The following is a 24,256-nucleotide window of genomic DNA, read 5'->3' on the forward strand; positions in this document are numbered from 1 at the left end:
ACGGACCGCCACCCTCCGGTGTGTACGCCTGTCGTCAGTCCTCGTCGGACTTCGCCCCGCTCATCCCCGAGGAGATCAGCTCCATCACCGACGAGTCCTGCAACGTGGTCACGTCACCGAGCGACCGGTTCTCCGCGACATCGCGCAGCAACCGGCGCATGATCTTGCCGGAGCGGGTCTTCGGCAGCTCCGGCACGAGCATGATCTGCCGGGGCTTGGCGATCGGCCCGAGCGTCTTCGACACGTGGTTGCGCAGTTCGGCGATGAGCTGCTCACCGGCGTCGCCGGCGATGTCGGTGCTGCCGCGCGGAATGGCGAACGCGACGATGGCCTGCCCGGTGGTCGGATCGGTCGCGCCCACCACCGCGGCCTCGGCCACCGACGGGTGCGACACCAGCGCCGACTCCACCTCCGTGGTGGAGATGTTGTGCCCGGACACCAGCATCACGTCGTCGACCCGGCCGAGCAGCCAGATGTGCCCGTCGTCGTCCTTCTTCGCCCCGTCACCGGCGAAGTACATGCCCTCGAACCGGCTCCAGTAGGTCTCGATGAACCGGTTGTCGTCACCCCAGATGGTGCGCAGCATCGACGGCCACGGCTCGCGCAGCACCAGGTAGCCGCCACCACCGTTCGGCACCGACTGGCCCTGGTCGTCCACCACGTCGGCCACGATGCCCGGCAGCGGGGCCATCGCCGAGCCCGGCTTGGTGGCGGTCACCCCCGGCAGCGGGGAGATCATCATGGCGCCCGTCTCGGTCTGCCACCAGGTGTCGACGATGGGCAGCGCTCCGCCGCCGATGAACTCCCTGTACCACATCCAGGCCTCGGGGTTGATCGGCTCGCCGACGCTGCCGAGCAGCCGCAGCGACGACAGGTCGTGACCGGCCGGGATGTCCTCGCCCCACTTCATCATCGTGCGGATCAGCGTCGGCGCGGTGTAGAGGATGCTGACCTTGTACTTCTCGACGATGTCCCAGAAGCGGCCCTTGTGCGGGGTGTCCGGGGTGCCCTCGTACATCACCTGGGTCGCGCCGTTGGACAGCGGGCCGTACACGATGTAGGTGTGGCCGGTGACCCAGCCGATGTCGGCGGTGCACCAGTAGACGTCCGTCTCCGGCTTGAGGTCGAACACCGCGTGCGTCGTGTACGACGCCTGGGTCAGGTAGCCGCCGGTGGTGTGCAGGATGCCCTTCGGCCGGGCCGTGGTGCCGCTGGTGTAGAGGATGAACAGCGGGTGCTCGGCGTCGAACGGCTGCGCGGTGTGCTCGGCCGACGCGGTCTCCACCGTCTCGTGCCACCAGCGGTCCTTCGCCGACCAGGCCACCTCCTCGCCGGTGCGGCGGACCACAAGCACGTGCTCCACCGACGGGCAACTCGCCACCGCCTCGTCCACCGTCGGCTTCAGCGCCGACGGCTTGCCCCGCCGGTAGCCGCCATCCGCGGTGATCACCACCTTGGCGCTGGCGTCCTGGATCCGGTTGCTCAGCGAGTCGGCGGAGAAGCCGCCGAAGACCACGCTGTGCGTCGCGCCGATCCGGGCGCAGGCCAGCATCGCGACCGCCGCCTCCGGGATCATCGGCAGGTAGATCGCCACCCGGTCGCCGGCCGTGACACCCAGCTCGGTGAGCGCGTTCGCCGCCCGGCAGGTCAACTCGTGCAGGTCGGCGTACGTGAGAGTGCGCGTGTCGCCCGGCTCGCCCTCCCAGTGGATGGCGACCTTGTCGCCCCGGCCCGCCTCGACGTGCCGGTCCAGGCAGTTGTACGCCACGTTGAGTTGCCCGCCGACGAACCACTTCGCGAACGGTGGGTTCGACCAGTCGAGCACCTCGTCCCACTTCGTCGACCAGGCCAGCCGGTCGGCCTGCTTCGCCCAGAAGGCGAGCCGGTCGGCCTCGGCCTCGGCGTAGGCGTCGACTGTGACGTTGGCGTGCGCGGCGAGTTCGGCCGGCGGGGGGAACTGGCGCGTCTCGTTCAGCAGATTGGCCAATGCCTCGCTCATGCCGTGACTCCTCGTCCTCGGGTGACCTGCGTCTCGCTGGGCACGAGGGTAGTCGCGGGTCCTGCGGCCGGCGACCGCCGCCCGCCTCGTCGCGCCGAGCGGCCCCCGCCGCGCGCCCGACGGCCCGGGTCGCCTTGATCGACACGGGTTCCTGGAAAGCGTGGCGTTCAGGCCAGGCGGACACCCCGACTTCAAGGAACCCGTGTCCGCGACGGGTGTCGGCCCGAACGCGGCGCCGGGGCGGGTGGTCCGGGTCGCGCTGCGGCCGGGTGCGCCCCGCCGGGTCGGGTCGGGTCGTTAGCGTGACGGGGTGACCACCGACCCGCTCGCGCCCCTGCTCGCGCTCGCCGACGTCCCCGCCGCCGTCGAGCGGGCCCGGGAACGATTCGACCAGGCGCTCGGGCACCGGGCGCTGCGCCGGCACGGTGGGCAGGTCGTCGCCGAGGTCAGCCTCCGCTCCGCAGTGGCCAGCGCCGCCCTTGAGGGGGCCGTACACGAACGCGAGGCGGTCCGGGCCGGCACCGTGACCGATCCGGTGCTCCAGGGGGCCCTGCGGGTCGCCGGGGCACTGCCCAGCCTGAGTGACCTGTGGCCGAAGGCACCCCGCCAGGCGCTCGCGAAACTGCACGTGCTCGCCGCGCGCGACATCGTGCCGGAGGCCGAGCTGGGCCGCCCGGTGGCCGACCCCGTGGTCGCCACCCGGCTGGACGGGCTCGCCGGGCTTGTCGCCGGCGGCACGAAGGTCTCCCCGTTGGTGCTGGCCGCGGTCGTCCACGGAGAGCTGCTGAACCTGCGCCCGTTCGCCGGGCCGTCCGGCGTGGTCGCCCGGGGCGCGGCCCGGCTGGTGCTGCTCGCCAGCGGCCTCGACCCGCGTGGCCTGCTCGCCGTCGATGTCGGGCACCGCGAGCGCGAACCCGAGTACGTCGGTTCGGCAGGTGCCTTCGCCACCGGTACCCCGGACGGACTGCGTTCCTGGCTGCGCCACTACATGTCGGCCGTCGAGGTCGGCGCCGACCAACTCACCGCCATCGGCGACAAGATCCTCGCCACCACCTGAGCGGACCCTCTGCGCGTCGCCCCTGTGCCCCGCCCCTGTGCCCCGCCCCTGCCGCGTCGATCATGCAGTTGTGGTGGGCCGCAAAAGGTGCCAATCGGTTGAAGATGCCCACCACGACTCCATGATCGACCCGAGAGTGGGTGGCGCGGGGGTGGGGTGGGTGGTTAGGCGGTGGCGGCGGCTCGGGTGCGACGGTGACGGCCGTACCAGGCGATGCCGATCGCCACGCCCACTCCGACGCCCAGGGCCGCCGCGGCCACCGGGACGGCGGGTCGTTCCCGCAGGCGGCGGCCCAGCGGGATCGGGTGCCGGAACTCCAGGACCGGCCAGGCGTTCTCCGAGGCCAGCTTGCGCAGCTGCCGGTCCGGGTTGACCACACTCGGGTGTCCGACGCACTCCAGCAAAGGGCGATCGCTGTACGAGTCGGAGTAGGCGTACGAGTCGGCCAGGTCGTAACCCCGGGCGGCGGCCAGCTCGCCGACCGCCTCGACCTTGCTCGGGCCGGCCGCGTAGAACTCGACCTCGCCGCTGTACCGGCCGTCCCGGACCGTCATCCGGGTGGCGATCACGTCGGTGACACCGAGCAACTCGCCGATCGGGCGGACCATCTCCTCGCCCGAGGCCGACACCAGGACCACGTCCCGCCCGGCCGCCTGGTGCTCCGCGATCAGCACTGCGGCTTCGGCGTACACATAGGGGTTGATCAGCTCGTGCAGTGTCTCCGCGACGATCTGGCGGACCTGCTCCACCTGCCAGCCCTTGCAGAGCGCAGCCAGGTAGTCCCGTGTTCGGGCCATGGTCTGCTCGTCGGTGCCGCCCAGCCGGAACATCAGCTGCGCGTACGCCGACTTGACCACGTCACGCCGGGTGATCAGCCCGTCCCGGTAGAACGGCCGACCGAACGCCAGGGCGCTCGACTTGGCGATGACGGTCTTGTCCAGATCGAAGAAAGCGGCACTTCGGCCCACGGCGCGAAAGTCTAGCCGGATGGTCTATCGTCGGCGGGTGCCCGGGGGCAGGCCACCCGTCCAGGACCTGTCGGCTGGCACCATTAATCCCGCTCTGCGTGATCACGCTCACACTCTGCGAGGAGATTTTCGCAGTGAGTGGGGTCGACACCACTCGACGTGACGGGTCCGCTCAGGCAGACTTGTCCGTACGACGAGCTTTCACATCCTCGAAACAGACAAGCCCTCAGCGGTTGCACCCCCCGTGGCCGCTGAGTGGTTCGGCTCGACCCCCCCGGAGCCGAACCTTCGACGACCCCCGTCTCCCCCCGACGGGGGTCGTCCCTTTCCCTTGGGAGCGTGCCACCGTGATCCCTCGGCTGCTCACTGAGTACGGCGGCTGTCCCGTACCGCGACATGTCGTTGCTGGCTGGCACACTCCGGCGCATGAGTTATGACCTGGCAGTGTGGGAGGGCGACAGGCCGGCCGACAACGCCGCGGCGCTGACCGCCTTCGAGGCGCTCTACGCGAGTTGTGTCGGTGTAGGCCAGATTCCGCCGACGCCGCGCATCCGAGCCTATGTCGAAGCCCTTCTCGATCGGTGGATCGACCTCACCGAGGACGACGAGCGGAGCCCGTGGTCGACGGGGCCACTGATGGGGGAGGCGTCGGGACCGTTCGTCTACTTCCCGATGGTGTACAGCCGCGCTGCGGAGGTCTCGGCTGGTGCCGCGCGAATCGCGGCGGAACACGGCCTGGTCTGCTTCGATCCGCAGTTGGGTCTGCTGCGGCCCGCCCCAGAAGAGCTGTAGGAACCGTCTTCCACCGCCACCGCCACCGGATGCCGGATGGCTGTAGCGGGCTCGCAGCCGAGCAGCCGTAGCGCGGAGAGGGCCCAGCGTCGGCCCAGTCATGGCGAAGCGGCCAGTGCGCCGCCATGCCATCGTCGGTCCGTCTCCAGCGGACACCGCACCGGCGCGTCACTGGCGGGCACAGCACGTCGACGCGTACCGGTGGCCTGGAAGAGGAACGCCGCAGCGACCGCGACCGATCGTCGCCCCACTGTGGCCGTTCGTGAGAGAAGCTCCGGGACCGAGGTGCGCCCGGTTGCGGGTAGGCGCCTGACTGCCGCGGTGCCGGCGCGTCCGGACGGCGGCCAGCACTCCTGTGGAAGCACTTGCGCTGTGCCAGGCGATCACGGTTGAGCTGTGGTCGACGACCGGCCGCGTGCGCGTCGCCATAGGCGGAGCGATCACCGCCAATCAGCCTGGAGGTGATTCGCCGCCGACTGCGAGCCCTGTGGATGAGTGGTTCTGGGCTGCCGATCCGGGCTGCGGCTGGCCCAGAAATCATGACTAATATCCACTTTGATCTAAAAAGCCGTCCCCTCCTGCTAAAACGCCCTCAGTGGATGAATCAGTCCAATACGCTGCAACTCGCCTAATAAGTGACGGTAAGTCATCGCAAAGTAGCTCTGGGTGTGTCCGGGGTGGCTCTCTGGAGGGGTCATGAGCAACGACCGACGGCTGCAGCGCGCCCTGAAGCATGGCCGCGCCGCTTCAGGGCTGAGCTCTGCCCTGCTGGTAGTCGGAATGACGGGCGGGCCCGCAACCGCAGCGCGACCCGAGGAAGCGACCTCCGCTGCCCGCGGCGTGCACGTAGGCACTCCGGGCCCGCTTGGGCAGTACGGCGGTTGGCCGGTGTCCTGGTCGACAGTCCCCCAGGACGGCGGTGATCTTGATTCGTCGGACCAGTTCCCGAACACGTCAACGGACTGTGGCCCACAGGGCTGGCAGGGCCCGTGGGGTAAACACGACGAGGGCAAGTACCCACACGATTCGCATGGCTCCAAGGGCACTCAAGGCCCCCAGGGCGACACAGGCGCTCAGGGTGCGCAGGGCGACGCGGGCGCACAAGGTGAACGGGGGGCGCAAGGCTTCCAAGGTGCCCGAGGCGAGACCGGCGCCCAAGGCTCCCAGGGAATCGAGGGCGCCCAGGGGGACACGGGCGCTCTGGGTGCTCAGGGCGCGCAGGGTGAGGCCGGCACGCAGGGCGTTCAAGGCGCACAGGGCAACGTGGGTGCGCAGGGCGCGACGGGTACGCAGGGTGCGCAGGGTTTCCAAGGTACGCAGGGTTTCCAAGGTACGCAGGGCGATGCGGGCGTTCAGGGTGCGCAGGGTGCGGCCGGTGCTCAGGGCGCACAGGGTGATGCAGGTGTTCAGGGCGCCCAAGGTTTCCAAGGCCTCCAGGGCGAGACGGGTGCTCAAGGTGCGCAGGGCGACGCCGGTGTGCAGGGTGCTCAAGGTGCGCAGGGCGACGCCGGTGTACAGGGTGCTCAGGGCGCGGTGGGCGCGCAGGGTGCTCAGGGCTTCCAGGGTTTGACGGGTGCGCAGGGTGCCTCTGGCGCTCAAGGTGCGCAGGGCGACACCGGCATCCAGGGCGCTCAGGGTGCGCAAGGCATCCAGGGTACGCAGGGCGAGGCCGGGGTGCAGGGTGCTCAGGGCGCGCAGGGTGGTGCGGGCGTTCAGGGTGCTCAAGGTTTTCAGGGTGAGGCGGGTGCGCAGGGCGCGCAGGGCGGCACCGGCATCCAGGGTGCGCAGGGCGAGGCGGGGGTGCAGGGCGCGCAGGGTGCTCAGGGCGCGCAGGGTGGTGCGGGCGTTCAGGGTGCTCAAGGTTTTCAGGGTGAGGCGGGTGCGCAGGGCGACGTCGGGGTTCAGGGCGCGCAAGGTGCGCAGGGCGGCACCGGCATCCAGGGTGCGCAGGGCGAGGCGGGGGTGCAGGGCGCGCAGGGCGACGTCGGGGTTCAGGGCGCTCAAGGTGCGCAGGGCGGCACCGGCATCCAGGGTGCGCAGGGCGAGGCGGGGGTGCAGGGCGCGCAGGGTGCCCAGGGCGCGCAGGGTGGTGCGGGCGTTCAGGGTGCTCAAGGTTTTCAGGGCGAGACGGGTGCGCAGGGCGCGCAAGGTGCGCACGGCGACACCGGTGTCCAGGGCTCGCAGGGTGCGCAGGGCGTGGCCGGGGTACAGGGCTCTCAGGGTGCGCAGGGCGAGGCCGGGGTGCAGGGCGCGCAGGGTGCGCAGGGCGACAGCGGCGCCCAGGGTGCGCAGGGCGAGGCCGGTACGCAGGGTGCTCAGGGCGCTCAGGGTGGTGTGGGCGTTCAGGGTGCTCAAGGTTTCCAGGGCGAGACTGGCGCGCAGGGTGATGTCGGTGTTCAGGGCGCGCAGGGTGTTCAAGGTGTGCAGGGCGAGGCCGGTGCGCAGGGTGCGCAGGGCGCTGAGGGTGTTCAGGGTGCCCAAGGGTTCCAGGGTGCGCAGGGCGAGGTCGGGGCTCAGGGTGCGCAGGGTGCGCAGGGCGCGGCCGGTACACAAGGCGTTCAGGGCGCGCAGGGCGACGCCGGGGTTCAGGGTGCGCAGGGCGACGCCGGGGTTCAAGGCGCTCAAGGTGCGCAGGGCGACGCCGGGATTCAGGGGGCGCAGGGTGCTCAGGGCGACGCCGGTGCACAGGGAACTCAGGGCTTCCAGGGTGCGCAGGGCGATGCCGGGGCTCAGGGTGCGCAGGGCGATGCCGGGGCTCAGGGTGCGCAGGGCGAGGTGGGCGTTCAGGGGGCGCAGGGTGACGCCGGTGCCCAGGGTGCTCAGGGCGCGCAGGGTGACGCCGGTGTTCAGGGTGTGCAAGGTTTCCAAGGCTTCCAGGGCGAGGCGGGCCCGCAGGGAGCGCAGGGTGACGCCGGTGTTCAGGGTGCGCAAGGCTTCCAGGGCAACACGGGCGCTCAGGGTGCTCAAGGCGAGACCGGCGTTCAGGGGGCGCAAGGCGCTCAGGGTGCCCAGGGCTTGCAGGGCGTTCAGGGACCTCAGGGCGACGTAGGGGCCCAGGGTTTTCAAGGCGTCCAAGGTGCCCAGGGCTTCCAGGGCGCCCAGGGCGAGGTTGGCGCTCAGGGCGTGACAGGTGCCCAGGGAATCCAGGGTGCCCAGGGCGACGCAGGCGCTCAGGGTGCCCAGGGCGACGCAGGCGCTCAGGGTGCCCAGGGCGACGCAGGCGCTCAGGGCGCTCAGGGCGTAGCAGGACCGCAGGGTCCCCAGGGCGTGCAGGGAGTGGCGGGCAACGGGATCCAGGCCGCCTACATTCAGGGCCCGCTGACCGTGATTGCGGATACCCCCGTCGATTTCGGCTGCCAGGCCGGAGACATTGCCGTCGGAACCGGATACCAACTCTCGGGGGCGGGCGTAAACCCGGTGCTTATCCAGCCACTCTCGATAAGCGGCTACCAGTTCACCTTCACCGGCGGAGGCGCCGACATCTGGGTGTCCTGCATCTCGTTGTCCGCACCGCTGGCGTTTGGGCCTGCGGCCAATAAGTCGGGTCGGGCGTCGGTCGACGGTAGCAACGCCAGCCGCCCCGTTACCGTCAAGGAGGAAGAATGAGCACACGTCAGATATTCGGGTCACTCGCCTGTGGTGCGGTCCTGCTGACCGGAGTCGCGGCATGCAGCGACAAGCCTGCCGAGAAGCCGCAGGCGAGCAGCTCCGGCGACAGCGACAAGGCGAACGGCGACAGCAGCGCCGCAACCGCGCCGGCGGATCTGCTGAAGCTCGGTGTCGAACAGGGTCAAGCCGGCAACTTCGACGCCGCGAAGACCACCTTCGAGAAGGTGGTGGCCGCCGAGGCGGACAACAAGTTCGCCTGGTTCAACCTGGGCTTCATCGCTCAGTCGCGCAACCAGCCTGACGAGGCGGTCACCAACTACGACAAGGCGTTGGCGACCGACGGCAACTACAAGCCGGCTCTTTTCAACAAGGCGATCGCGCTGGAGAGTAAGGCCCCGACGACGTCGATGGACATCTACCGAAAGGTCGTGTCGATCGACAACAAGTCGTCAACCGCCTACCTGCGACTGGGCATGCTGCTGGCCCAGACCGGTGAGGACTCCGCGGCGCGGGACGCCTTCAAGGCAGCGATCCGGTTGGACAAGGGGCTCACCTCGGCCGTTCCGGCGAAGTACCGTCCGGCCCCGGCCGCACGATCCTCGACTCCGGCGGGTAGGTGACCGGCCCCATGCACGCACCACGCGTAACGGTCTTCACGGGAAGCAACCGCACCCGTTTCATCGACGAATGTTTCCGCTCACTCGTCGCGCAGACCTTCACCGACTGGGAATGGGTGGTCATCCTCAACCAGGGGTCTCGTTGGCGGCCGGAGAGGCACGACGACCGTATCCGGCTCATTGTTCAGGACAACCTGAACGGCGTGGGTGCCGTGAAGGGGTACGCCTGCGCCGAGGCTGCCGGGGACATCCTGGTCGAACTTGACGACGACGATCTGCTCAGCAGCGACTGCCTGCAACAGATCGTCGACGCCTTCGACGCCAACCCGGAGGTGGGGTTCGTCTACAGCGACACCGCGCAGATCCAGGAGGACGGCGGCCGTTCTGAGGACCGTTTCGCGAGTTCGTTCGGCTGGCGGCACTACGACGAGAAGGTGGACGGCCGCGAGGTGCTGGTCTGTAGGGCGTTGCCGCCGACACCGCACAACGTGAGCTACATCTGGTACGCACCGAACCACGTGCGAGCCTTCCGCCGGGACATCTATGAGAAGGTCGGCGGGTACGACGAGTCGCTCGACGTCGCGGACGACGCCGACCTCATGGCTCGGATGTACCAGGTGAGCGATTTCCACCATATTCAAAAATGCCTCTACCTGCAGCGGATGCATCCCAAGAACACGCAGCGCATCCCCGATGTCAACGCCCGCATCCAGCAACGTACGGTGGAGATCTACGACCGGAACATTCAACAGAATGCGCTGGCCTGGTCACGGCGGCAGGGGCTGCTGGCGCTGGACCTGGGTGCCGCCCACAACAAGCCGGAAGGCTATCTCGGCCTGGACTACCATGATGGGTCGGGCGTCGACATGGTCTGCGACATAACCAAGGGCGTCGACCTGCCGGACAGTAGTGTCGGGGTCATCCGGGCTGCGGACTTCCTGGAGCATATCCCCGACAAAATTGCACTCTTCAACGAGTTGTACCGTCTGCTCGCCCCGAACGGAATGTTGTTGTCGTTGACGCCCAGCACCGACGGTCGTGGCGCCTACCAGGATCCGACGCACGTGGCGTTCTACAACGAAAACTCGTTCTGGTATTTCACGGACGCCAACTACTCTCGATTCGTGCCCGAGATCAAATGTCGCTTCCAGACGTCGCGTCTGGTCACGTATTTTCCGAGCGAATGGCACCAGGCGCACAACATCCCGTACGTGTCCGCGAATCTCATTGCGATCAAGGATGACGCCCTACGCAACGGCGGTCCGCTGAACATTTGAGTTTCGGGCGTTGCATGGCCGGTCCTCGGCGTGGAGGCGATGGGGTCGAGCCGTCCGATGTGGCCGGAGCGGCGGCGAGCGTCGTGCCTGACCTCGGTGTCTAACCGCCGAAGGCTTCGGCCAGCAGTGCCAACTGGCCGGGGCCCGCTCCCACCTGGCGTGGGCTGTGCACGCCGAGGCAGACGGACATGCCGTCTCGTTCGCCCCAGGCGCAGTCGCCCCAGAACCGGTGGCTTGCTCTCAACAGTTCCCGTGCTACGTCGTCCTGCCGGTGCTCGGCCCCGACGGCGGTGACGGCTGCGGTCACGACATCCTGGGCCTCGGGTGGGAGACCGGAATCGCCGACTGCGGGAAGGAGGAGGAGAAGACGCTCGGCGGGGCTGCGCATCGAGTCTGGTTGGCTCGCTGTCCTGACCAAGTCGGCCCAGGAGAGCGCCGGCCCCTGGAAACCACCCTCCAGGGCGGCAGCGGTGATCGCCGTGTCGGAGCCGACCGGTTGAACCAGGTAGTCCCATCCCGAGTCGCCATCGAAGTTGCGGAAGAGGATGTGCAGGCGGTGGCCCTGGGCGAGGCCCAGGGAGATGACCGGCCAGCTGTCGTGCTGATGCAACGCCGACACGTAGTCCTCGACATCCGCCGGGTCTGCGTCGAAGGCCGCCGCGGCGGTCCGGGAGCCGCCCGGTGCGAGGAGGAAGGCTGGCCAGAACAAGGGATCGTCCAGCCAGGGCGTGGCGTCCACGAGGACTGACGCGGCAACCGGCGGTTGGAACCCATCGAGGTAGCCACGCAGCGGCATCTGAGCATCCTCGCAGACCGTGGTGGCCACCGGGCGGCTCGCCGCAGGCGTGATCCAAACGCTGACGGCGGTGCGGGTCGGCGCGTACCAGATGATTTTCGAACTCACCCGGACCGACAGTCCTGGCGCGCCGTCGTTCTCGCGGGCCGTTGCGTCGGCGCGGTAGTTCGCGCGGTGGCGGACAGGGCGCGCGCGTAGCAGATCAACTGACTCGGCGGACGTTGTCCACAACCCACGAGGTTGTCCACAGGCGGCGCGATCGGGGCGGCCTGCCGTGCGATTTCCGAGCAAGGTCGGCGGCATACCAGAGCCCGACCGCTGGAGGCCGCGATGCCATCCCGTACCTCCGTTCCGCCGATCCGCCGGCTTCCGCTGGTCGTCACCGGCGACGACGATCTGCTCGACGATCTGCTCCGGCTCGCCGCCGCTGGCGGGGCCGAGGTGGAGCTTGCCCGCGACCCGGCGGCCGCCCGCACCCGCTGGCAACCCGCTCCGCTGGTGCTGCTCGGCGCAGACCAGGCGCAGTCGTGTCTGCGTGCCCGGATGCCGCAGCGACCTCGGCTGGTGCTGGTCGGCCGAGCCGGCCAGTTGGACCCCGGCTGGCAGATCGCCGAGCTGATCGGGGCCGAGCACGTCGCCATGTTGCCCATCGCCGAGCCGTGGCTGGTGGACCGGTTCGCCGAGCAGGGTCCGGACCGCTCGGACGGTGCCGGCGCCCGGATCGTCGCGGTGTTCGGTGGCCGGGGCGGCGCCGGGGCGAGTGTGCTCGCCGGTGGCCTCGCCGTGACCGCCGCTCGGGCCCGGTTGCGCACCCTGCTGGTCGACGCGGACCCACTCGGCGGTGGCCTCGACCTCGTGTTGGGCTGGGAGCAGTTGGAGGGACTGCGCTGGCCGTCACTCACCAGCGCCGACGGGCGGGTGGACGCCCCTGCGCTGGTGCGTGCCCTACCCAACCGGGGCGACCTGGTGGTGCTCTCCTGGGACCGAGGCGAGATGCTGGCGCTGCCAGCGGCGGCGATGGCGGCGACCGTGGACGCTGCTCGGCGTGGTCGGGACTTCGTCGTGGTCGATGTGCCCCGACAGTTGGACGACGCCGCGGTGGTCGCGTTGCAGGCGGCCGACCAGGCGTTCGTCGTCGTCCCCGCCGAACTGCGCGCCACTGCTGCGGCCGCTCGGGTGGTGGCCGCCGCCGCCCCACACTGCGCTGCCCTTTCGGTGGTGGTGCGGGGGCCTGCGCCAGGCCGACTACGGGCGACCGAGGTGGCCCGGGCTCTCGGCCTCCAACTGGCTGGCACGCTGCGCCCCGAGCCGGGGCTGTGCCGAGGGCTGGAACGAGGCGAGGCGCCGGCCGCCGCGGGTAAAGGCCCGCTGGCCGCACTGTGCCAACGGATCGTCACCGACCTGACCGGTGTGCCGGCGACGGGTGTGGCATGACCGGCCGGCCGCAGGACAGCACCCTCGCTGCTCGGGTACGGCAGCGGATCGCCGCCGCCACCACGCCGGTCACCGCGGCGGCGATCGTCTCCGCCGTACGGGCCGAGCCAACCGCTGCGGTGCTCGGCGACAACGCCCTGCTGCGGATAGCCGACCGAGTGCACCACGACCTGATCGGTGCCGGGCCGCTTGCTCCACTGCTCGCCGACCCGGAGGTCACCGACGTCCTCGTCAACGGGACCCGGGTCTGGGTGGACCGTGGGTCCGGGCTGCAACAGGTCGCGGTCCCGTTCGGCTCGATCGAGGACGTCCGCCGGTTGGCACAGCGGCTGATCGCCAGCGCGGGCCGGCGGCTCGACGACGGCTCCCCGTACGCGGACGCCCGGCTCCCCGACGGCACCCGTCTGCACGCCGTGCTGCCGCCGGTGGCGACCGAGGGTCCCTACCTGTCCCTGCGGACCTTCCGACATCGACCGTTCACGCTCGACGAGTTGGTCCGCCACGGGACCGTGCCGCGGCCGGTGGCGCCGCTGCTCGCTGCCGTCGTGGCTGCCCGCCTGGCGTACCTGGTCACCGGGGGAACGGGGTCGGGCAAGACGACTCTGCTCAACACACTCTTGGGGTTGGTGCCGGCCACCGAGCGGATCGTGCTGGTGGAGGACGCCGCCGAGCTGCGTCCGGGGCATCCGCACGTGGTGGGGCTTCAGGTGCGTACCGCCAATGTGGAGGGAACGGGTGTGGTCGGCCTCGGCGACCTGGTCCGACAGGCGTTGCGGATGCGTCCGGACCGCCTGGTGGTCGGGGAGTGCCGGGGCGGTGAGGTGGTCGACCTTCTCGCGGCGCTCAACACCGGCCACGACGGAGGCGCTGGCACACTGCACGCCAACACCCCCTCCGACGTGCCGGCCCGGTTGGAGGCGCTGGGCATGTTGGGTGGGCTGCCGCGCGCCGCGCTACACGCCCAGGTGGCTGCCGCGTTGCAGGTGCTGTTCCAGGTGCGGCGTGGCGACCGGGGACGCGTCCTGGAGTCGGTCTGCCTGCTCCTGCCCGAGGGGCCGGAACGGTTGGTGACAGTGGTGCCCGCCTGGGTACGCGGCAGCGGGCTCGGGTTGGCCGCCCGGGCACTTGGCGCGCTGCTCCGGGAGCGTGGCGTGGCGGTGCCGCCGATCCTCAGTGAGCCGTGGCCCGGATCGGCGGGCCCCGCATGAGCGCCGCGACGATGGTGGCGGCGCTGCTGCTCGTCGCCGCCGCCCTGCTGGCGTGGCCCGTGCACACCATCCGGGCGCGCCGACGTCGGGTGCTGACGACGGGACGCGGGATCGGCGGAGCTGATCCCAACGACGCACTCGTGGAGTGGATCCGGGAGCTTGGCCGCACGCCGGACGGGCCGGTCGACCGGCCGGGCGGCTCGCTGACCCCGGACGTTCCGGTTGGCGTCCCCTATCGCTCGCGGTCCACCGCGGCTCTGGACGGGAGACCGACCGCGCTCGGCTGGCCCAGCCGGGACGTCGCCAGCAGCCCAGGTTGGTCCGGGGCGATGGGCGGATCGGTGGGGTTCGCCCGTCCCGTAGGCCCGACCCGTCCGCCGACCCGCCGGGATTCCCGGCGTCCGGCTGGCACCGTCGAGCCCGAGCCCGAGGCCGCGATCCGGGATACGGAACGACGGGCCGGCACCTCCCTGGCCGCCATGACTGTCGTCGACGGCGGTGCGGGCGTGGGCCATCGGGGCGAGGTCTCGGACGCGGTGACGGCTTTCGGGCGCGGCGACTCGGCGGACAGTCGGGGCGGCATCCCCGGTGCGGCAACGGCCGGGGGACGCCGGGGCAAGCGGTTCGTCGGTTCGGCCGATGGACCGAGCGGGGTCGCGCCGCAGCGAGCACCGCGCTCGTCGAGGCGTGTGCTGCCGCTGGTCGGGGCGCTGGGAGGTGGTGTCGGTGCCGTGGTCGGCGGCCCGGTCGCAGCTGTCGCGGTGGGCGGGTACGCCACACTGGCCGTGCGCGCCGTGTTGCGCCGGCGAGTGAACCGGGGCGCCGAGCGAAGGCGGCGACGTGGGCTCGACCAACTGTGTGGCCTCGCGGCGGACCTTCGGGCCGGCCTGCCCGTCCAGCGCGCGATCGAGGCCGCCACCGATGGGCGGGACAGCTCGGACCGGCTGCGTCAGCTGACGGCGGCGGCGGTGCGACTGGCCGACCGGACTGGAGCGCCGCTGGCGGACCTCGTCGAACGGATCGAGGCCGACGCGCGGGCGGCCGACCGGGGGCTGGCCGCCGCGGCGGCCCAGGCAGCCGGTGCCCGGGCCACGGCCTGGTTGCTGGCGGCGTTGCCGGTGGGTGGGATCGGGCTCGGGTACGGGATAGGCGTCGACCCGTTGGCGGTGCTGCTGCACAGCCGTGTCGGCGGGTTCTGTGCGGTCCTCGCGGTGGCCCTTCAGGTCGTCGGCCTGCTCTGGGCGGAACGGCTGGGCGCGGCGCCGGGGCGGGCCGGATGATGTCGCGAAGTTCGGCGAGCCAACGCAGCTGGGTCGGTTGGCGGCGGCCGGACGCGATCCGTCTCACCGCAGGGCTGGGTGGGCTCGCCGTAGCCGTGGTCGTCGAGGGCTGGCTGGGGCTGCTCGGTGCGCTGCCGACCGCGTTCGTGCTGGATCTCCTGCTGCGGCGGATCGAGTCACCGGGGGTGCGCAGGCGGCGGCTGCGGGAGGCCGTCGATCTGCCCCTCGCGGTCGACCTGCTGGCCGCCGCGATGCGGGCGGGCGCACCTGTGGATCGGTCGGTGCTGGCCGTCGCCGAGGCTCTGGACGGACCACTCGCCGCGCGGCTGGCGCGGGCCGGCCGCACGCTGCTGCTCGGCGGTGGCCCGGCGGAGGCGTGGTCCGCGCTGGACGGAGTGCCAGGTGCGGAGCGGTTGACCGCGGCGGCGTTGCGTTCCGCCAACAGCGGCGCCGCCCTGGCCGGCGCGCTGACCCGGCTCGCCGACGACCTGCGTGCCGACCGGGCCACCGCGGCCGAGGCGTCAGCCCGTCGGGCCGGCGTGCTCATCGTCCTGCCGCTGGGGCTCTGCTTCCTGCCGGCGTTCATTCTCGCCGGCCTGGTGCCGGTGATCGTCGCCGTTCTCGGCGACGTGCTCTGACCCATCGAGAAGGGAAACAGCCATGCGTAAACTCATCGCCCGCCTGCGCGGCGATGCCGGAATGAACACGGCCGAGTACGCCGTCGGCACGCTCGCCGCAGTCGCCTTCGCCGGGATCCTGCTGAAGGTGCTGACCTCCGGCAACGTCCAGTCGGCGCTGACCGCCGTCATCGACCGGGCGCTGAAGTGATCGGGCGCCGGCAGGCTGGCCGCGATCGGAGGCCTGAGCATCCCGAGCGAGCGGCCGGCGGACGGAGAACCCGTGCTGCCGAGCGAGCCGCCGGCGGGGACCGAGGGTCGTTCACCGCCGAACTGGCGGCTGGCCTGCCGGCGCTGCTCCTGCTCCTGCTGACCGGCCTCACCGCCGTCAACGCCGTCAGCGCGCAGGCGAGCTGCCTGCACGCCGCCCGGGAAGCGGCGCTGGCTGCCGCGCGCGGCGCGGACGGCAGCGCGGAAGGCGGACGCGCGGCACCGCCCGGGGCGGAGGTCTCGGTGTCCGTCGACGGCAACCGGGTGCAGACGACGGTACGAGCGCCCGTCCGGACGCTGGGTGGCTGGCTGCCGCGGATCACAGTGGTCGCCACAGCGGTCGCCGCCGTGGAACCCGGCGCTGGCGAGTGGGGTCGGTAGTGCGACAGACCCACGGCCCGAACGCCGAGCGATTCGATGGTGACCCGCCGGACGCGCAGCGCGGCGGCGCGACAGTCCTGCTGCTGGCCACGGGGCTGGTCTTCGTGCTGGTCGGGACGTTCGGCGCCGCGGTCGCCGCAGCCCAGATCGCGGGTCAGCGGGCGGCGGTGGCAGCCGATCTCGGTGCGCTGGCTGGCGCCGCCCGCCCGCTCGACGGCGAGGCTACGGCCTGCGCGTCCGCTGCCGACATCGTCGGCCGCAATGCCGGTCGGACTGCCAGTTGCCGCCTCGACGGGCTCGACGTGCTGGTGACCGTTCAGGTGACGTTCACGCCACTTCCCGGCCTGACCCGGATCGCCACGTCGACGGCCCGCGCCGGCCCGGTGCGCGGTTGAACAACATGGGGCTGGGCGGCGGCCCTCCGTCCACGGCGGCTACCCGGCCCAAGGCGGCATCGTCTGTCGCGGCGGCAGCCTGGTTCGCGGCGGCAGCCTGGTTCGCGTGGCAGCCTGGTTCGCGGCGGCAGCCTGGTTCGCGGCGACAACCTGGTCCGCGGCGGCAGCCTGGTTCGCGTGGCGGCCTGGTTCGCGGCGGCAGCTCGGTTCGCGGTAGCGGCTTGGTTCGCGGTAGCGGCTTGGTTCGCGGAGACGCTGGCGGACTTCCTGGAGACGGCCCGCTGGCCGGGATCAGGTCCGAGGGCCTTGTCCCGGCCAGCGGCCGAAGAGCGGGGGCCGGGATTGTCAGCGGGCCTGGAGCGCGTCGAGGGCGACGGCCATGGCGATGACCAGGCGGCGGTCGATCTGCGGGTGCTGCACCTCGACGACGTACTTGTCGCGCAGGCCCCACTTCTTGACCACGGTGAAGACCGGCTGACCACCGGCGGTGAAGTCGAAGTGGTAGGGCAGCCAGGACAACGAGTCGACGAACCGGCGCAGCAGTGCGACAGGCAGGCTGCGCTCCTGGCCCGTCACCTGCGGCAGACCGGCCTGCTCGACGTGCCACGTGGATCGGAGCAGCGACTGGGCGAAGTCCTTGCGGAACAAGCCGATCGGGTTGCCGGCCGCGTCGGTCACGTCGTAGGTGGCGCCGAGGTCGATGCGCTGGCGGGCCTTGAAGCCGAGCAGGGGCTGCTGCTTCGAATCGTCCGTGTAGATCGTCACCTGCTCCTTGAAGGCGAGCCGCTTCTGCTGCGCGAACGCCAGCAGCTCACCCTCGGTGCCGTCCGGGGAGACCGCACGGACCTCGTACTGGTTGACCATCATGCGCAGGCGCTGGCGGACGTGGAACTGGTGCTGGCTCTGCAAGTTGTCGAGCTGCATGTGAACTCCTCAGGGGGTTGGTCCGCCGGAGTCTCGCACAGCCTGACAACCGTCGCGCTTCCCGCCGTCGCCGATCGCATGATGCTGGGCAGCCGTCGGGGGCCGTCGGACGGCCAGTCCAAAATGCCGTTGCCGGTGCCGAGCAGAGGCGGATCAGCGCCCGTCAGGGGTGGTGGCGGCGCGCAGCGCCCAGGTGTTGACGACCTGGTGGATCACGCGCAGCCGTTCGTTGATCTGCTCCAGGCGCTCGGCCTGAGCCAGGTTGGCCAGCGCCGACCCGAGCGCGATCTGCTGGTCGAGGGTGAGTTGATCCTGGTCAATGCTGTAGAGCAGGTCGACGGTCTCGGCGATGGTGTCGGCCACGGCTCCTCCTCGGACACGGGGGGCGATCGACAGTATGGGCATCTATGGAAGCGCTCCCACATCATTGTGCCCAGTGGCGTGCCGATTCATGCAACCCGCTCAGTCGGGCAGGTTCGCCAGCACCACGTCGAGCACCCGGATCGCGTCGGGCTTGGAGAGCGGGTTGTTGCCGTTGCCGCATTTCGGCGACTGCACGCAGGACGGGCAGCCGGTTTCGCAGCCGCACTCGGCGATCGCGTCCCGGGTGGCCCGCAGCCAGGCCGACGCCGTTGCGTACGCCCGCTCGGCGAAACCCGCTCCACCCGGGTGCCCGTCGTAGACGAAGACCGTCGGTGCCTCGGTGTCCTGGTGGACCGCTGTGGAGAGCCCGCCGATGTCCCACCTGTCGCAGGTGGCCATCAGCGGGAGCAGGCCGATCGCGGCGTGTTCGGCGGCGTGCAGCGCACCCGGCACGTCGGCCGGCTGGACCCCGGCAAGGGTCAACGACTGCGGCGACAGGGTGAACCAGACCGCCACCGTGCGCAGCTCCCGGGTGGGCAGGTCAAGCGGTCGGGTGTCGATCACCTCGCCGGTGGCGATCCGCCGCCGCTGGTAGGACACGACCTGACTTGTCACGTCCACCTCGCCGAGGAACATGCCGACCGGCCCGGCGTCCACGTAGGAACGCACCGACACCACGGACAGGTCGGTGACGTCGCGGGCATGGGTGGACCAGTCCGGTTCCTCGGCGTGCACCAGCGCGCAGCCGTCCGCGAGGTCGAGGTCGTCGACCACGTACGAGACACCCTGGTGCAGGTAGATGGCACCGGGGTGAAGCAGGAAGTGCGAGGAGCCGCCGTCGACGGTGCCGAGCAGCCGGCCGGTCGACGACTCCACCACGCAGACCGGGGCGCCGCCCTCTCCACGCAGGTCCACCTCGGGCCGCTCCCGGTGTCGCCAGTACCAGCCGGTGGGCCGCTGCCGCAGGGCGCCGGCCGCCACCAGCTCGTCGACCGCCTCCTTCGCCCCGTCGCCGAAGAGTGCCAGGTCGGCCGGGGTGAGCGGCGCCTCGAACGCGGCGCAGGCGAGTTGCGGTGCCAGCACGTACGGGTTGGCCGGGTCGAGCACCGTCGCCTCCACCGGAGCACCGAAGATCGCCTCCGGGTGGTGCACCAGGTAGGTGTCCAGTGGGTCGTCGCGGGCCACCAGCACCGCGAGAGCCTCCTGCCCGGAACGCCCGGCCCGGCCCGCCTGCTGCCACAGCGACGCCCGGGTGCCCGGGTAGCCGCAGATCAGCACCGCGTCCAGCCCGACCAGGTCCACGCCCAGCTCCAACGCGTTGGTGGAGGCCAGGCCGAGCAGGTCGCCGTGCAGCAGCGCCCGCTCCAGCTCGCGCCGCTCCTCGCGCAGGTAGCCGCCCCGGTAGGCGGCCACCCGGTCGCCGAGCCCCGGCACCGCCTCGTCCAGCGAGCGGCGCGCGTTGGCCGCCACGACCTCGGCGCCCTTGCGGGAGCGGACGAACGCGAGTGTGCGTACCCCCTCGGCGACAGTGTCGGCGAGCAGGTCCGCGGTCTCGCGCAGCGCCGACCGTCGGACCTGCCGGAGGTCGTCGTGCTCACCGAACGCCTGCGGCGGTACCGAGGGGGAGCCGATCGCCTGCGGCGGTACCGAGGGGGAGCCGAACGCCTGCGGCGGTACCGACGGGGAGAAGTCCGGCCGCACCGGGGCGGCGGAGTCCGCCTCGGGTGGCAGCAGCGGCGGCTCCCAGAGTGCGAAGGTCACCCCGCCGCGCGGCGACGCGTCCTCGGTGACCGCCGTCACCGGCAGGCCGGTCAGTCGTCCGGCAGTGGTCGCCGGGTCGCCGGAGGTCGCCGAGGCGAGGACGAAGACCGGGGTGGCCCCGAACCGGGCGCACTGCCGGCGCAGTCGACGCAGCACGTGCGCCACGTGCGAGCCGAACACGCCCCGGTAGGTGTGGCACTCGTCGATCACCACGTACGCGAGTCGGCGCAGGAAACCGGACCACTGGGCGTGGCCGGGCAGGATGCCGTGGTGCAGCATGTCGGGGTTGGTCAGCACGAACCGGGAGTGCTTGCGGATCCACTCCCGTTCGGCGCGCGGAGTGTCCCCGTCGTAGCAGGCGGGGCGTATCCCCTCCAGCCCCAGCGCGGCGACGGCCCGCAACTGGTCGGCGGCGAGCGCCTTGGTCGGCGCGAGGTAGAGCACTGTGGCCCGGGGGTCGGCGAGCAGGGTGGCCAGCGCCGGGAGTTGGTACGCCAGTGACTTGCCGGACGCGGTGCCGGTGGCGACGACCACGTGCTGACCCTCGTACGCCAGGGTGGCCGCCTCGGCCTGGTGCCGCCACGGCGCGACGACGCCGCGTCCGGTGAACGCCGCGCGCAGCTCGGCCGGCGCCCACGGCGGCCAGGGCGCGGGCACCCCGGCGCGGGCCGGCACCCGCTCGACGTGGGTGACCGGGTCGGCGGCGCCCCGGGCCCGCAGCCGGCGCAGCAGGTCGGCGGGCGCTGGCCCGAGGCCGCGACCAGCGGATACGGTGGCCGCGGGCGACGACTCCAGGTCATGGCGCGGCGTGCCCTGCGCCGAGCTGAAGTCGTTGGAGGTCACGCCCTGCACTCTCGCACTGGTGTTCGGAGATGAAAAGTCGGGCCGGGGGGTAAGGGGAAGCCTCCGCTGGCGTCCGCAGGCCGCACCGGCGGTAGTGGTTAGATGCCCACGAGAGTTTACGGCTCTGGCGAGGAGGACCGATGGAGCTGTCGCTGGCGACCCGCACCGTGGGCGAGCACACGGTGCTCGAGGTCGGTGGTGAGGTGGACGTCTACACCGCGCCCCGACTCCGCGAACGACTCCTCGAGTTGATCGACGGTGGCGCCCGTCACGTGGTGGTCGACCTCGATCGGGTGGACTTCCTCGACTCCACCGGGTTGGGCGTGCTGGTCGGCGCGCTCAAGCGGCTGCGCTCGGCAGGTGGTTCGTTCGCCCTGGTCTGCGACAAGGAGCCCCTGCTCAAGATCTTCCGGATCACCGCACTGGACCAGGTGTTCCCGTTGCACCCAACGGTCGACGCGGCGATCAGCGCCGACCCGGCGGGCGCCGGCGCGTGATGGCGACCGTCAAGCTCTCGTTCTCCCCCGCCCCGGTGCACGTGCGCACCGCCCGGCTGGTCGGCGTTGCCGTCGCGCGGCGTGCCGGGGTCCGGGAGGACCTGCTGGACGAGGTACGCCTGGCCATCGGTGAGGCGTGCACCCGCGCGGTGGCCCTGCACCGGCAGTACGGCCTTGCCGACCCGGTGCTGGTGGAGATGTCCGACGGTGGCTCGTACGCGGTGCGGGTGGTGGACCGGGCGCCGATCGAGGCGGGCATCGGTCTGACCGCGCTGCCCCCGGACGAACTGGCCAACGAGTCGCTCACCGACGAGGCGTTGACCACCGGCGTCGGGTTCGCGCTGCTCGCCGGCTTCGTCGAGGACCTACAGGTGCGCCCGGTCGACGAGGGCATCGGCACCGAGGTGCGGATGGTGTGGCCGGTCGGCCGCTGACCGAAAATCGTTTCGCGGGCCGCATCCCAGTCGGGGTGCGGCCTTTTCTTTCATGGACCATGCCCTATATCAGATTTTGTTTCATAACACAGCGATGGAGATCATCGCGACACGGTGCCACCTGCATGTGACCTCTGACACTGCGGAGGGCTACAGTACCCGGGTTGTCAGCAAGTGATCCATCCCGCACCCAGCGGGTATGGGTGGTCATCGCTGGTCCGCTGGGGTTGGCGCTCGCTTGCGAAGTCCGCATCCAGGCGTCGGTCGGTGCGTCTCCACTCACCGGCGCGATTGTTCGGTAACAGGAGGACACAGATGTCCGAGACCTTGGCCGCCCCCGGCGGCGGGCTTTCCCTTACCGGAAGCAATGTCATCTACGTCGTCATCGCCGCGGTGATCGCGCTGGTGGCGCTCGGCTTCGCCGCCGCCCTCACCAAGACGGTGCTGGCCGCCGGTAAGGGCACCAACAAAATGCAGGAGATCTCCGGGGCGGTCCAGGAGGGCGCCTCGGCCTACCTGCTCCGCCAGTTCCGTACCCTGGCGATCTTCGTCGTCATTGCCGTGGTGCTGCTCTTCCTGCTGCCGGTGCACGACACCGACGGCAGCGTGACCGCGGTGAAGCTCGGCCGCTCGCTCTTCTTCGTGGTGGGCGCACTGTTCAGCGCGTTCATCGGCGGCGCGGGCATGTGGTTGGCCACCCGCGCCAACCTGCGCGTCGCCGCCGCCGCGAGAGAACGGGAGGGTGGCCGCGAGGCGGCCATGAAGATCGCCTTCCGGACCGGTGGCGTGGTCGGCTTCCTCACCGTCGGCCTCGGCCTCTTCGGTGCCGCGCTCGTCGTCCTGGTCTACCGGGGTGACGCGCCGACCGTGCTGGAGGGCTTCGGCTTCGGCGCCGCGCTGCTCGCGATGTTCATGCGGGTCGGCGGCGGCATCTTCACCAAGGCCGCCGACGTCGGCGCCGACCTGGTCGGCAAGGTCGAGCAGGGCATCCCCGAGGACGACCCGCGTAACGCCGCGACCATCGCCGACAACGTGGGCGACAACGTCGGTGACTGTGCCGGCATGGCCGCCGACCTGTTCGAGTCGTACGCGGTGACGCTCGTCGCCGCGCTGATCCTCGGCCGGGCCGCGTTCGGCGAGGAGGGCCTGGTCTTCCCGCTGATCATCTCCACCATCGGCGTCCTGGTCGCGATCGTCGGCGTCTTCATCACCCGGCTGCGCGCCTCCGACCGCAACGCCCTGACCGCGATCAACCGGGCCTTCTACATCTCGGCGGTGCTCTCCGCGGTGCTGGTGGCGATCGCCGCCTTCGCCTACCTGCCGGCGACCTTCGGCGAGTTCGACGACGGCCTCACCGGCGTCGACGGCAACCCGCGGTTCGTGGCCATCGGCGCGGTGGTGATCGGCATCGTGCTGGCCGCCGCGATCCAGGCGCTGACCGGCTACTTCACCGAGACCAACCGGCGGCCGGTGCAGGACATCGGCAAGAGCTCGCAGACCGGCGCGGCCACCGTCATCCTGGCTGGCATCAGCATCGGCCTGGAGTCGGCGGTCTACTCGGCGCTGCTCATCGGTGCCGGCGTCTTCGGCGCGTTCCTGCTCGGCGGCAGCTCCATCACGCTGTCGCTGTTCGCGGTGGCGCTGGCCGGCACCGGCCTGCTCACCACTGTCGGCGTCATCGTCGCGATGGACACCTTCGGGCCGATCTCCGACAACGCCCAGGGCATCGCCGAGATGTCCGGCGACATCGACGAGCACGGTGCTCGCACGCTCACCGAGCTGGACGCGGTGGGCAACACCACCAAGGCGATCACCAAGGGCATCGCGATCGCCACGGCGGTGCTCGCCGCGACCGCGCTGTTCGGGTCGTACACCGACTCGTTGCAACTCGCGTACGCGGGCGCGGGCGTGGGCAACGTCGGCGACGAGATCCTCAACGCGCTGAACGTGGCGAACCCGCGCAACCTGGTCGGCCTGATCATCGGCGCGGCGGTGGTGTTCCTCTTCTCCGGGCTGGCCATCAACGCGGTGTCCCGCTCGGCCGGCGCTGTCGTGATGGAGGTTCGCCGGCAGTTCCGTGAGCTGCCCGGCATCATGGACGGCACCCAGCGCCCGGAGTACGGCAAGGTCGTCGACATCTGCACCCGGGACGCGCAGCGCGAGTTGATGACCCCCGGTCTGCTGGCCATCCTGGCGCCGATCGCTGTCGGCTTCGGCCTCGGGCCCGGCGCGCTCGCCGCGTACCTGGCCGGGGCGATCGGGGCGGGCACCCTGATGGCGGTCTTCCTGGCCAACTCCGGTGGCGCGTGGGACAACGCCAAGAAGCTGGTCGAGGACGGCGCGTACGGCGGCAAGGGCTCCGAGTCGCACGCCGCGACGGTCATCGGTGACACCGTCGGCGACCCGTTCAAGGACACCGCCGGCCCGGCGATCAACCCGCTGATCAAGGTGATGAACCTGGTCTCGCTGCTGATCGCACCAGCCGTGGTGGCGTACAGCGTCGGCGACGACCGCAACGTCGGCCTGCGGGTCGGCATCGCGCTGGTCGCGACGTTGATCATCGTGGCGTCTGTGGTGTTCAGCAAGCGCAAGGGCATCGCGATGTCCGACTCCGACGCCGACGGCAGCACCGGCGCGGGCAGCAGCGACCAACGGCCGGAGACGGTCAACGCCTGACCCGGCACCGGCCGGGGTCCCCGGTCGACGTCCGCGTCGACCGGGGACCCCGGCCGTC

General features: G+C 71.1%; 21 protein-coding genes. 14 read left to right on the plus strand and 7 right to left on the minus strand.

Annotation, left to right across the window (positions count from 1 at the left end; translation table 11 throughout):
* Window positions 1-34: 34 nt before the first annotated feature.
* Window positions 35-1,999: an acetate--CoA ligase gene (acs, locus tag AB0A95_RS20990; RefSeq protein WP_357557440.1), complete on the minus strand. Its 1,965-nt coding sequence runs from the start codon at window positions 1,997-1,999 to the stop codon at window positions 35-37.
* A 310-nt stretch (window positions 2,000-2,309) separates the two neighbouring features.
* Here acs and AB0A95_RS20995 point away from each other — a divergent pair, with 310 nt between their 5' ends.
* Window positions 2,310-3,056 (plus strand): oxidoreductase, encoded by a 747-nt coding sequence (locus tag AB0A95_RS20995; RefSeq protein ID WP_357557441.1) that lies wholly within the window; start codon window positions 2,310-2,312, stop codon window positions 3,054-3,056.
* A gap of 164 nt (window positions 3,057-3,220) precedes the next feature.
* Here the strand turns inward: AB0A95_RS20995 and AB0A95_RS21000 are convergent, their stop codons facing one another.
* Entirely contained in the window at window positions 3,221-4,024 is an 804-nt protein-coding gene (locus tag AB0A95_RS21000) for an HAD-IB family hydrolase (protein WP_357404568.1), read from the minus strand.
* Window positions 4,025-4,450: 426 nt separating this feature from the next.
* Here AB0A95_RS21000 and AB0A95_RS21005 point away from each other — a divergent pair, with 426 nt between their 5' ends.
* Window positions 4,451-4,816, plus strand: coding sequence for a hypothetical protein (locus tag AB0A95_RS21005; RefSeq protein ID WP_357557442.1), 366 nt, complete (start codon window positions 4,451-4,453; stop codon window positions 4,814-4,816).
* 954 nt (window positions 4,817-5,770) lie between these two features.
* Here the strand turns inward: AB0A95_RS21005 and AB0A95_RS21010 are convergent.
* Window positions 5,771-8,209 carry a hypothetical protein gene (locus AB0A95_RS21010; protein WP_357557443.1) on the minus strand — a complete coding sequence of 813 codons (2,439 nt, stop codon included), beginning with the start codon at window positions 8,207-8,209 and terminating at the stop codon, window positions 5,771-5,773.
* A 209-nt stretch (window positions 8,210-8,418) separates the two neighbouring features.
* Here AB0A95_RS21010 and AB0A95_RS21015 point away from each other — a divergent pair, with 209 nt between their 5' ends.
* Complete coding sequence (locus tag AB0A95_RS21015; RefSeq protein ID WP_357557444.1) at window positions 8,419-9,045, plus strand: tetratricopeptide repeat protein; 627 nt, start codon at window positions 8,419-8,421, stop codon at window positions 9,043-9,045.
* An 8-nt stretch (window positions 9,046-9,053) separates the two neighbouring features.
* Entirely contained in the window at window positions 9,054-10,319 is a 1,266-nt protein-coding gene (locus AB0A95_RS21020) for a glycosyltransferase (protein ID WP_357557445.1), read from the plus strand.
* A 100-nt stretch (window positions 10,320-10,419) separates the two neighbouring features.
* Here AB0A95_RS21020 and AB0A95_RS21025 read toward each other — a convergent pair whose 3' ends face one another.
* A complete protein-coding gene (locus tag AB0A95_RS21025; RefSeq protein WP_357557446.1) occupies window positions 10,420-11,346 on the minus strand; it encodes a hypothetical protein in 927 nt (308 codons plus the stop codon).
* 99 nt (window positions 11,347-11,445) lie between these two features.
* Here AB0A95_RS21025 and ssd point away from each other — a divergent pair, with 99 nt between their 5' ends.
* Genes ssd through AB0A95_RS21060 form a run of 7 tightly spaced genes read left to right on the plus strand, consistent with a single transcriptional unit; the run spans window position 11,446 to window position 16,700 of the window.
* A complete protein-coding gene (ssd, locus tag AB0A95_RS21030) occupies window positions 11,446-12,549 on the plus strand; it encodes a septum site-determining protein Ssd (RefSeq protein ID WP_357557447.1) in 1,104 nt (367 codons plus the stop codon).
* The gene (locus AB0A95_RS21035) at window positions 12,546-13,757 is read left to right on the plus strand and encodes a TadA family conjugal transfer-associated ATPase (protein ID WP_357557448.1); all 1,212 of its coding nucleotides are present in this window, start codon (window positions 12,546-12,548) and stop codon (window positions 13,755-13,757) included. The genes ssd and AB0A95_RS21035 overlap by 4 nt, the downstream gene beginning before the upstream one ends.
* Entirely contained in the window at window positions 13,754-15,037 is a 1,284-nt protein-coding gene (locus AB0A95_RS21040; RefSeq protein ID WP_357557449.1) for a hypothetical protein, read from the plus strand. Before AB0A95_RS21035 ends, AB0A95_RS21040 begins: the two co-directional genes overlap by 4 nt.
* Window positions 15,034-15,675, plus strand: coding sequence for a type II secretion system F family protein (locus AB0A95_RS21045; RefSeq protein WP_357557450.1), 642 nt, complete (start codon window positions 15,034-15,036; stop codon window positions 15,673-15,675). The genes AB0A95_RS21040 and AB0A95_RS21045 overlap by 4 nt, the downstream gene beginning before the upstream one ends.
* A 22-nt stretch (window positions 15,676-15,697) precedes the next feature.
* Window positions 15,698-15,865: a DUF4244 domain-containing protein gene (locus AB0A95_RS21050; RefSeq protein WP_081883916.1), complete on the plus strand. Its 168-nt coding sequence runs from the start codon at window positions 15,698-15,700 to the stop codon at window positions 15,863-15,865.
* On the plus strand, window positions 15,862-16,305 hold the full coding sequence (locus AB0A95_RS21055) for a TadE family type IV pilus minor pilin (RefSeq protein ID WP_357557451.1): 444 nt from the start codon (window positions 15,862-15,864) through the stop codon (window positions 16,303-16,305). The genes AB0A95_RS21050 and AB0A95_RS21055 overlap by 4 nt, the downstream gene beginning before the upstream one ends.
* Complete coding sequence (locus tag AB0A95_RS21060; protein ID WP_357557452.1) at window positions 16,305-16,700, plus strand: Rv3654c family TadE-like protein; 396 nt, start codon at window positions 16,305-16,307, stop codon at window positions 16,698-16,700. The genes AB0A95_RS21055 and AB0A95_RS21060 overlap by 1 nt, the downstream gene beginning before the upstream one ends.
* A 345-nt stretch (window positions 16,701-17,045) precedes the next feature.
* Here AB0A95_RS21060 and AB0A95_RS21065 read toward each other — a convergent pair whose 3' ends face one another.
* From AB0A95_RS21065 to AB0A95_RS21075, 3 genes are all read right to left on the minus strand, one after another.
* Window positions 17,046-17,624 (minus strand): hypothetical protein, encoded by a 579-nt coding sequence (locus AB0A95_RS21065; protein ID WP_357068555.1) that lies wholly within the window; start codon window positions 17,622-17,624, stop codon window positions 17,046-17,048.
* A gap of 153 nt (window positions 17,625-17,777) precedes the next feature.
* The gene (locus AB0A95_RS21070; protein WP_357557453.1) at window positions 17,778-17,987 is read right to left on the minus strand and encodes a hypothetical protein; all 210 of its coding nucleotides are present in this window, start codon (window positions 17,985-17,987) and stop codon (window positions 17,778-17,780) included.
* A 99-nt stretch (window positions 17,988-18,086) separates the two neighbouring features.
* Window positions 18,087-20,591, minus strand: coding sequence for a DEAD/DEAH box helicase (locus AB0A95_RS21075; RefSeq protein ID WP_357557454.1), 2,505 nt, complete (start codon window positions 20,589-20,591; stop codon window positions 18,087-18,089).
* Between the two features lie 140 nt (window positions 20,592-20,731).
* Between AB0A95_RS21075 and AB0A95_RS21080 the strand changes: the two genes are divergently transcribed.
* The 3 genes from AB0A95_RS21080 to AB0A95_RS21090 all read left to right on the plus strand — a co-directional run bounded on the left by AB0A95_RS21080 (window position 20,732) and on the right by AB0A95_RS21090 (window position 24,198).
* Window positions 20,732-21,088, plus strand: a complete 357-nt coding sequence (locus tag AB0A95_RS21080) for an STAS domain-containing protein (protein WP_357068548.1) — start codon at window positions 20,732-20,734, stop codon at window positions 21,086-21,088.
* Window positions 21,085-21,522: an ATP-binding protein gene (locus tag AB0A95_RS21085; protein WP_030334228.1), complete on the plus strand. Its 438-nt coding sequence runs from the start codon at window positions 21,085-21,087 to the stop codon at window positions 21,520-21,522. The genes AB0A95_RS21080 and AB0A95_RS21085 overlap by 4 nt, the downstream gene beginning before the upstream one ends.
* Window positions 21,523-21,837: 315 nt before the next feature.
* Entirely contained in the window at window positions 21,838-24,198 is a 2,361-nt protein-coding gene (locus AB0A95_RS21090; protein WP_357557455.1) for a sodium-translocating pyrophosphatase, read from the plus strand.
* The last annotated feature ends 58 nt before the right edge of the window (window positions 24,199-24,256 follow it).

Source organism: Micromonospora sp. NPDC049230 (genome assembly GCF_040647875.1).
Taxonomy (GTDB): Bacteria; Actinomycetota; Actinomycetes; order Mycobacteriales; family Micromonosporaceae; genus Micromonospora.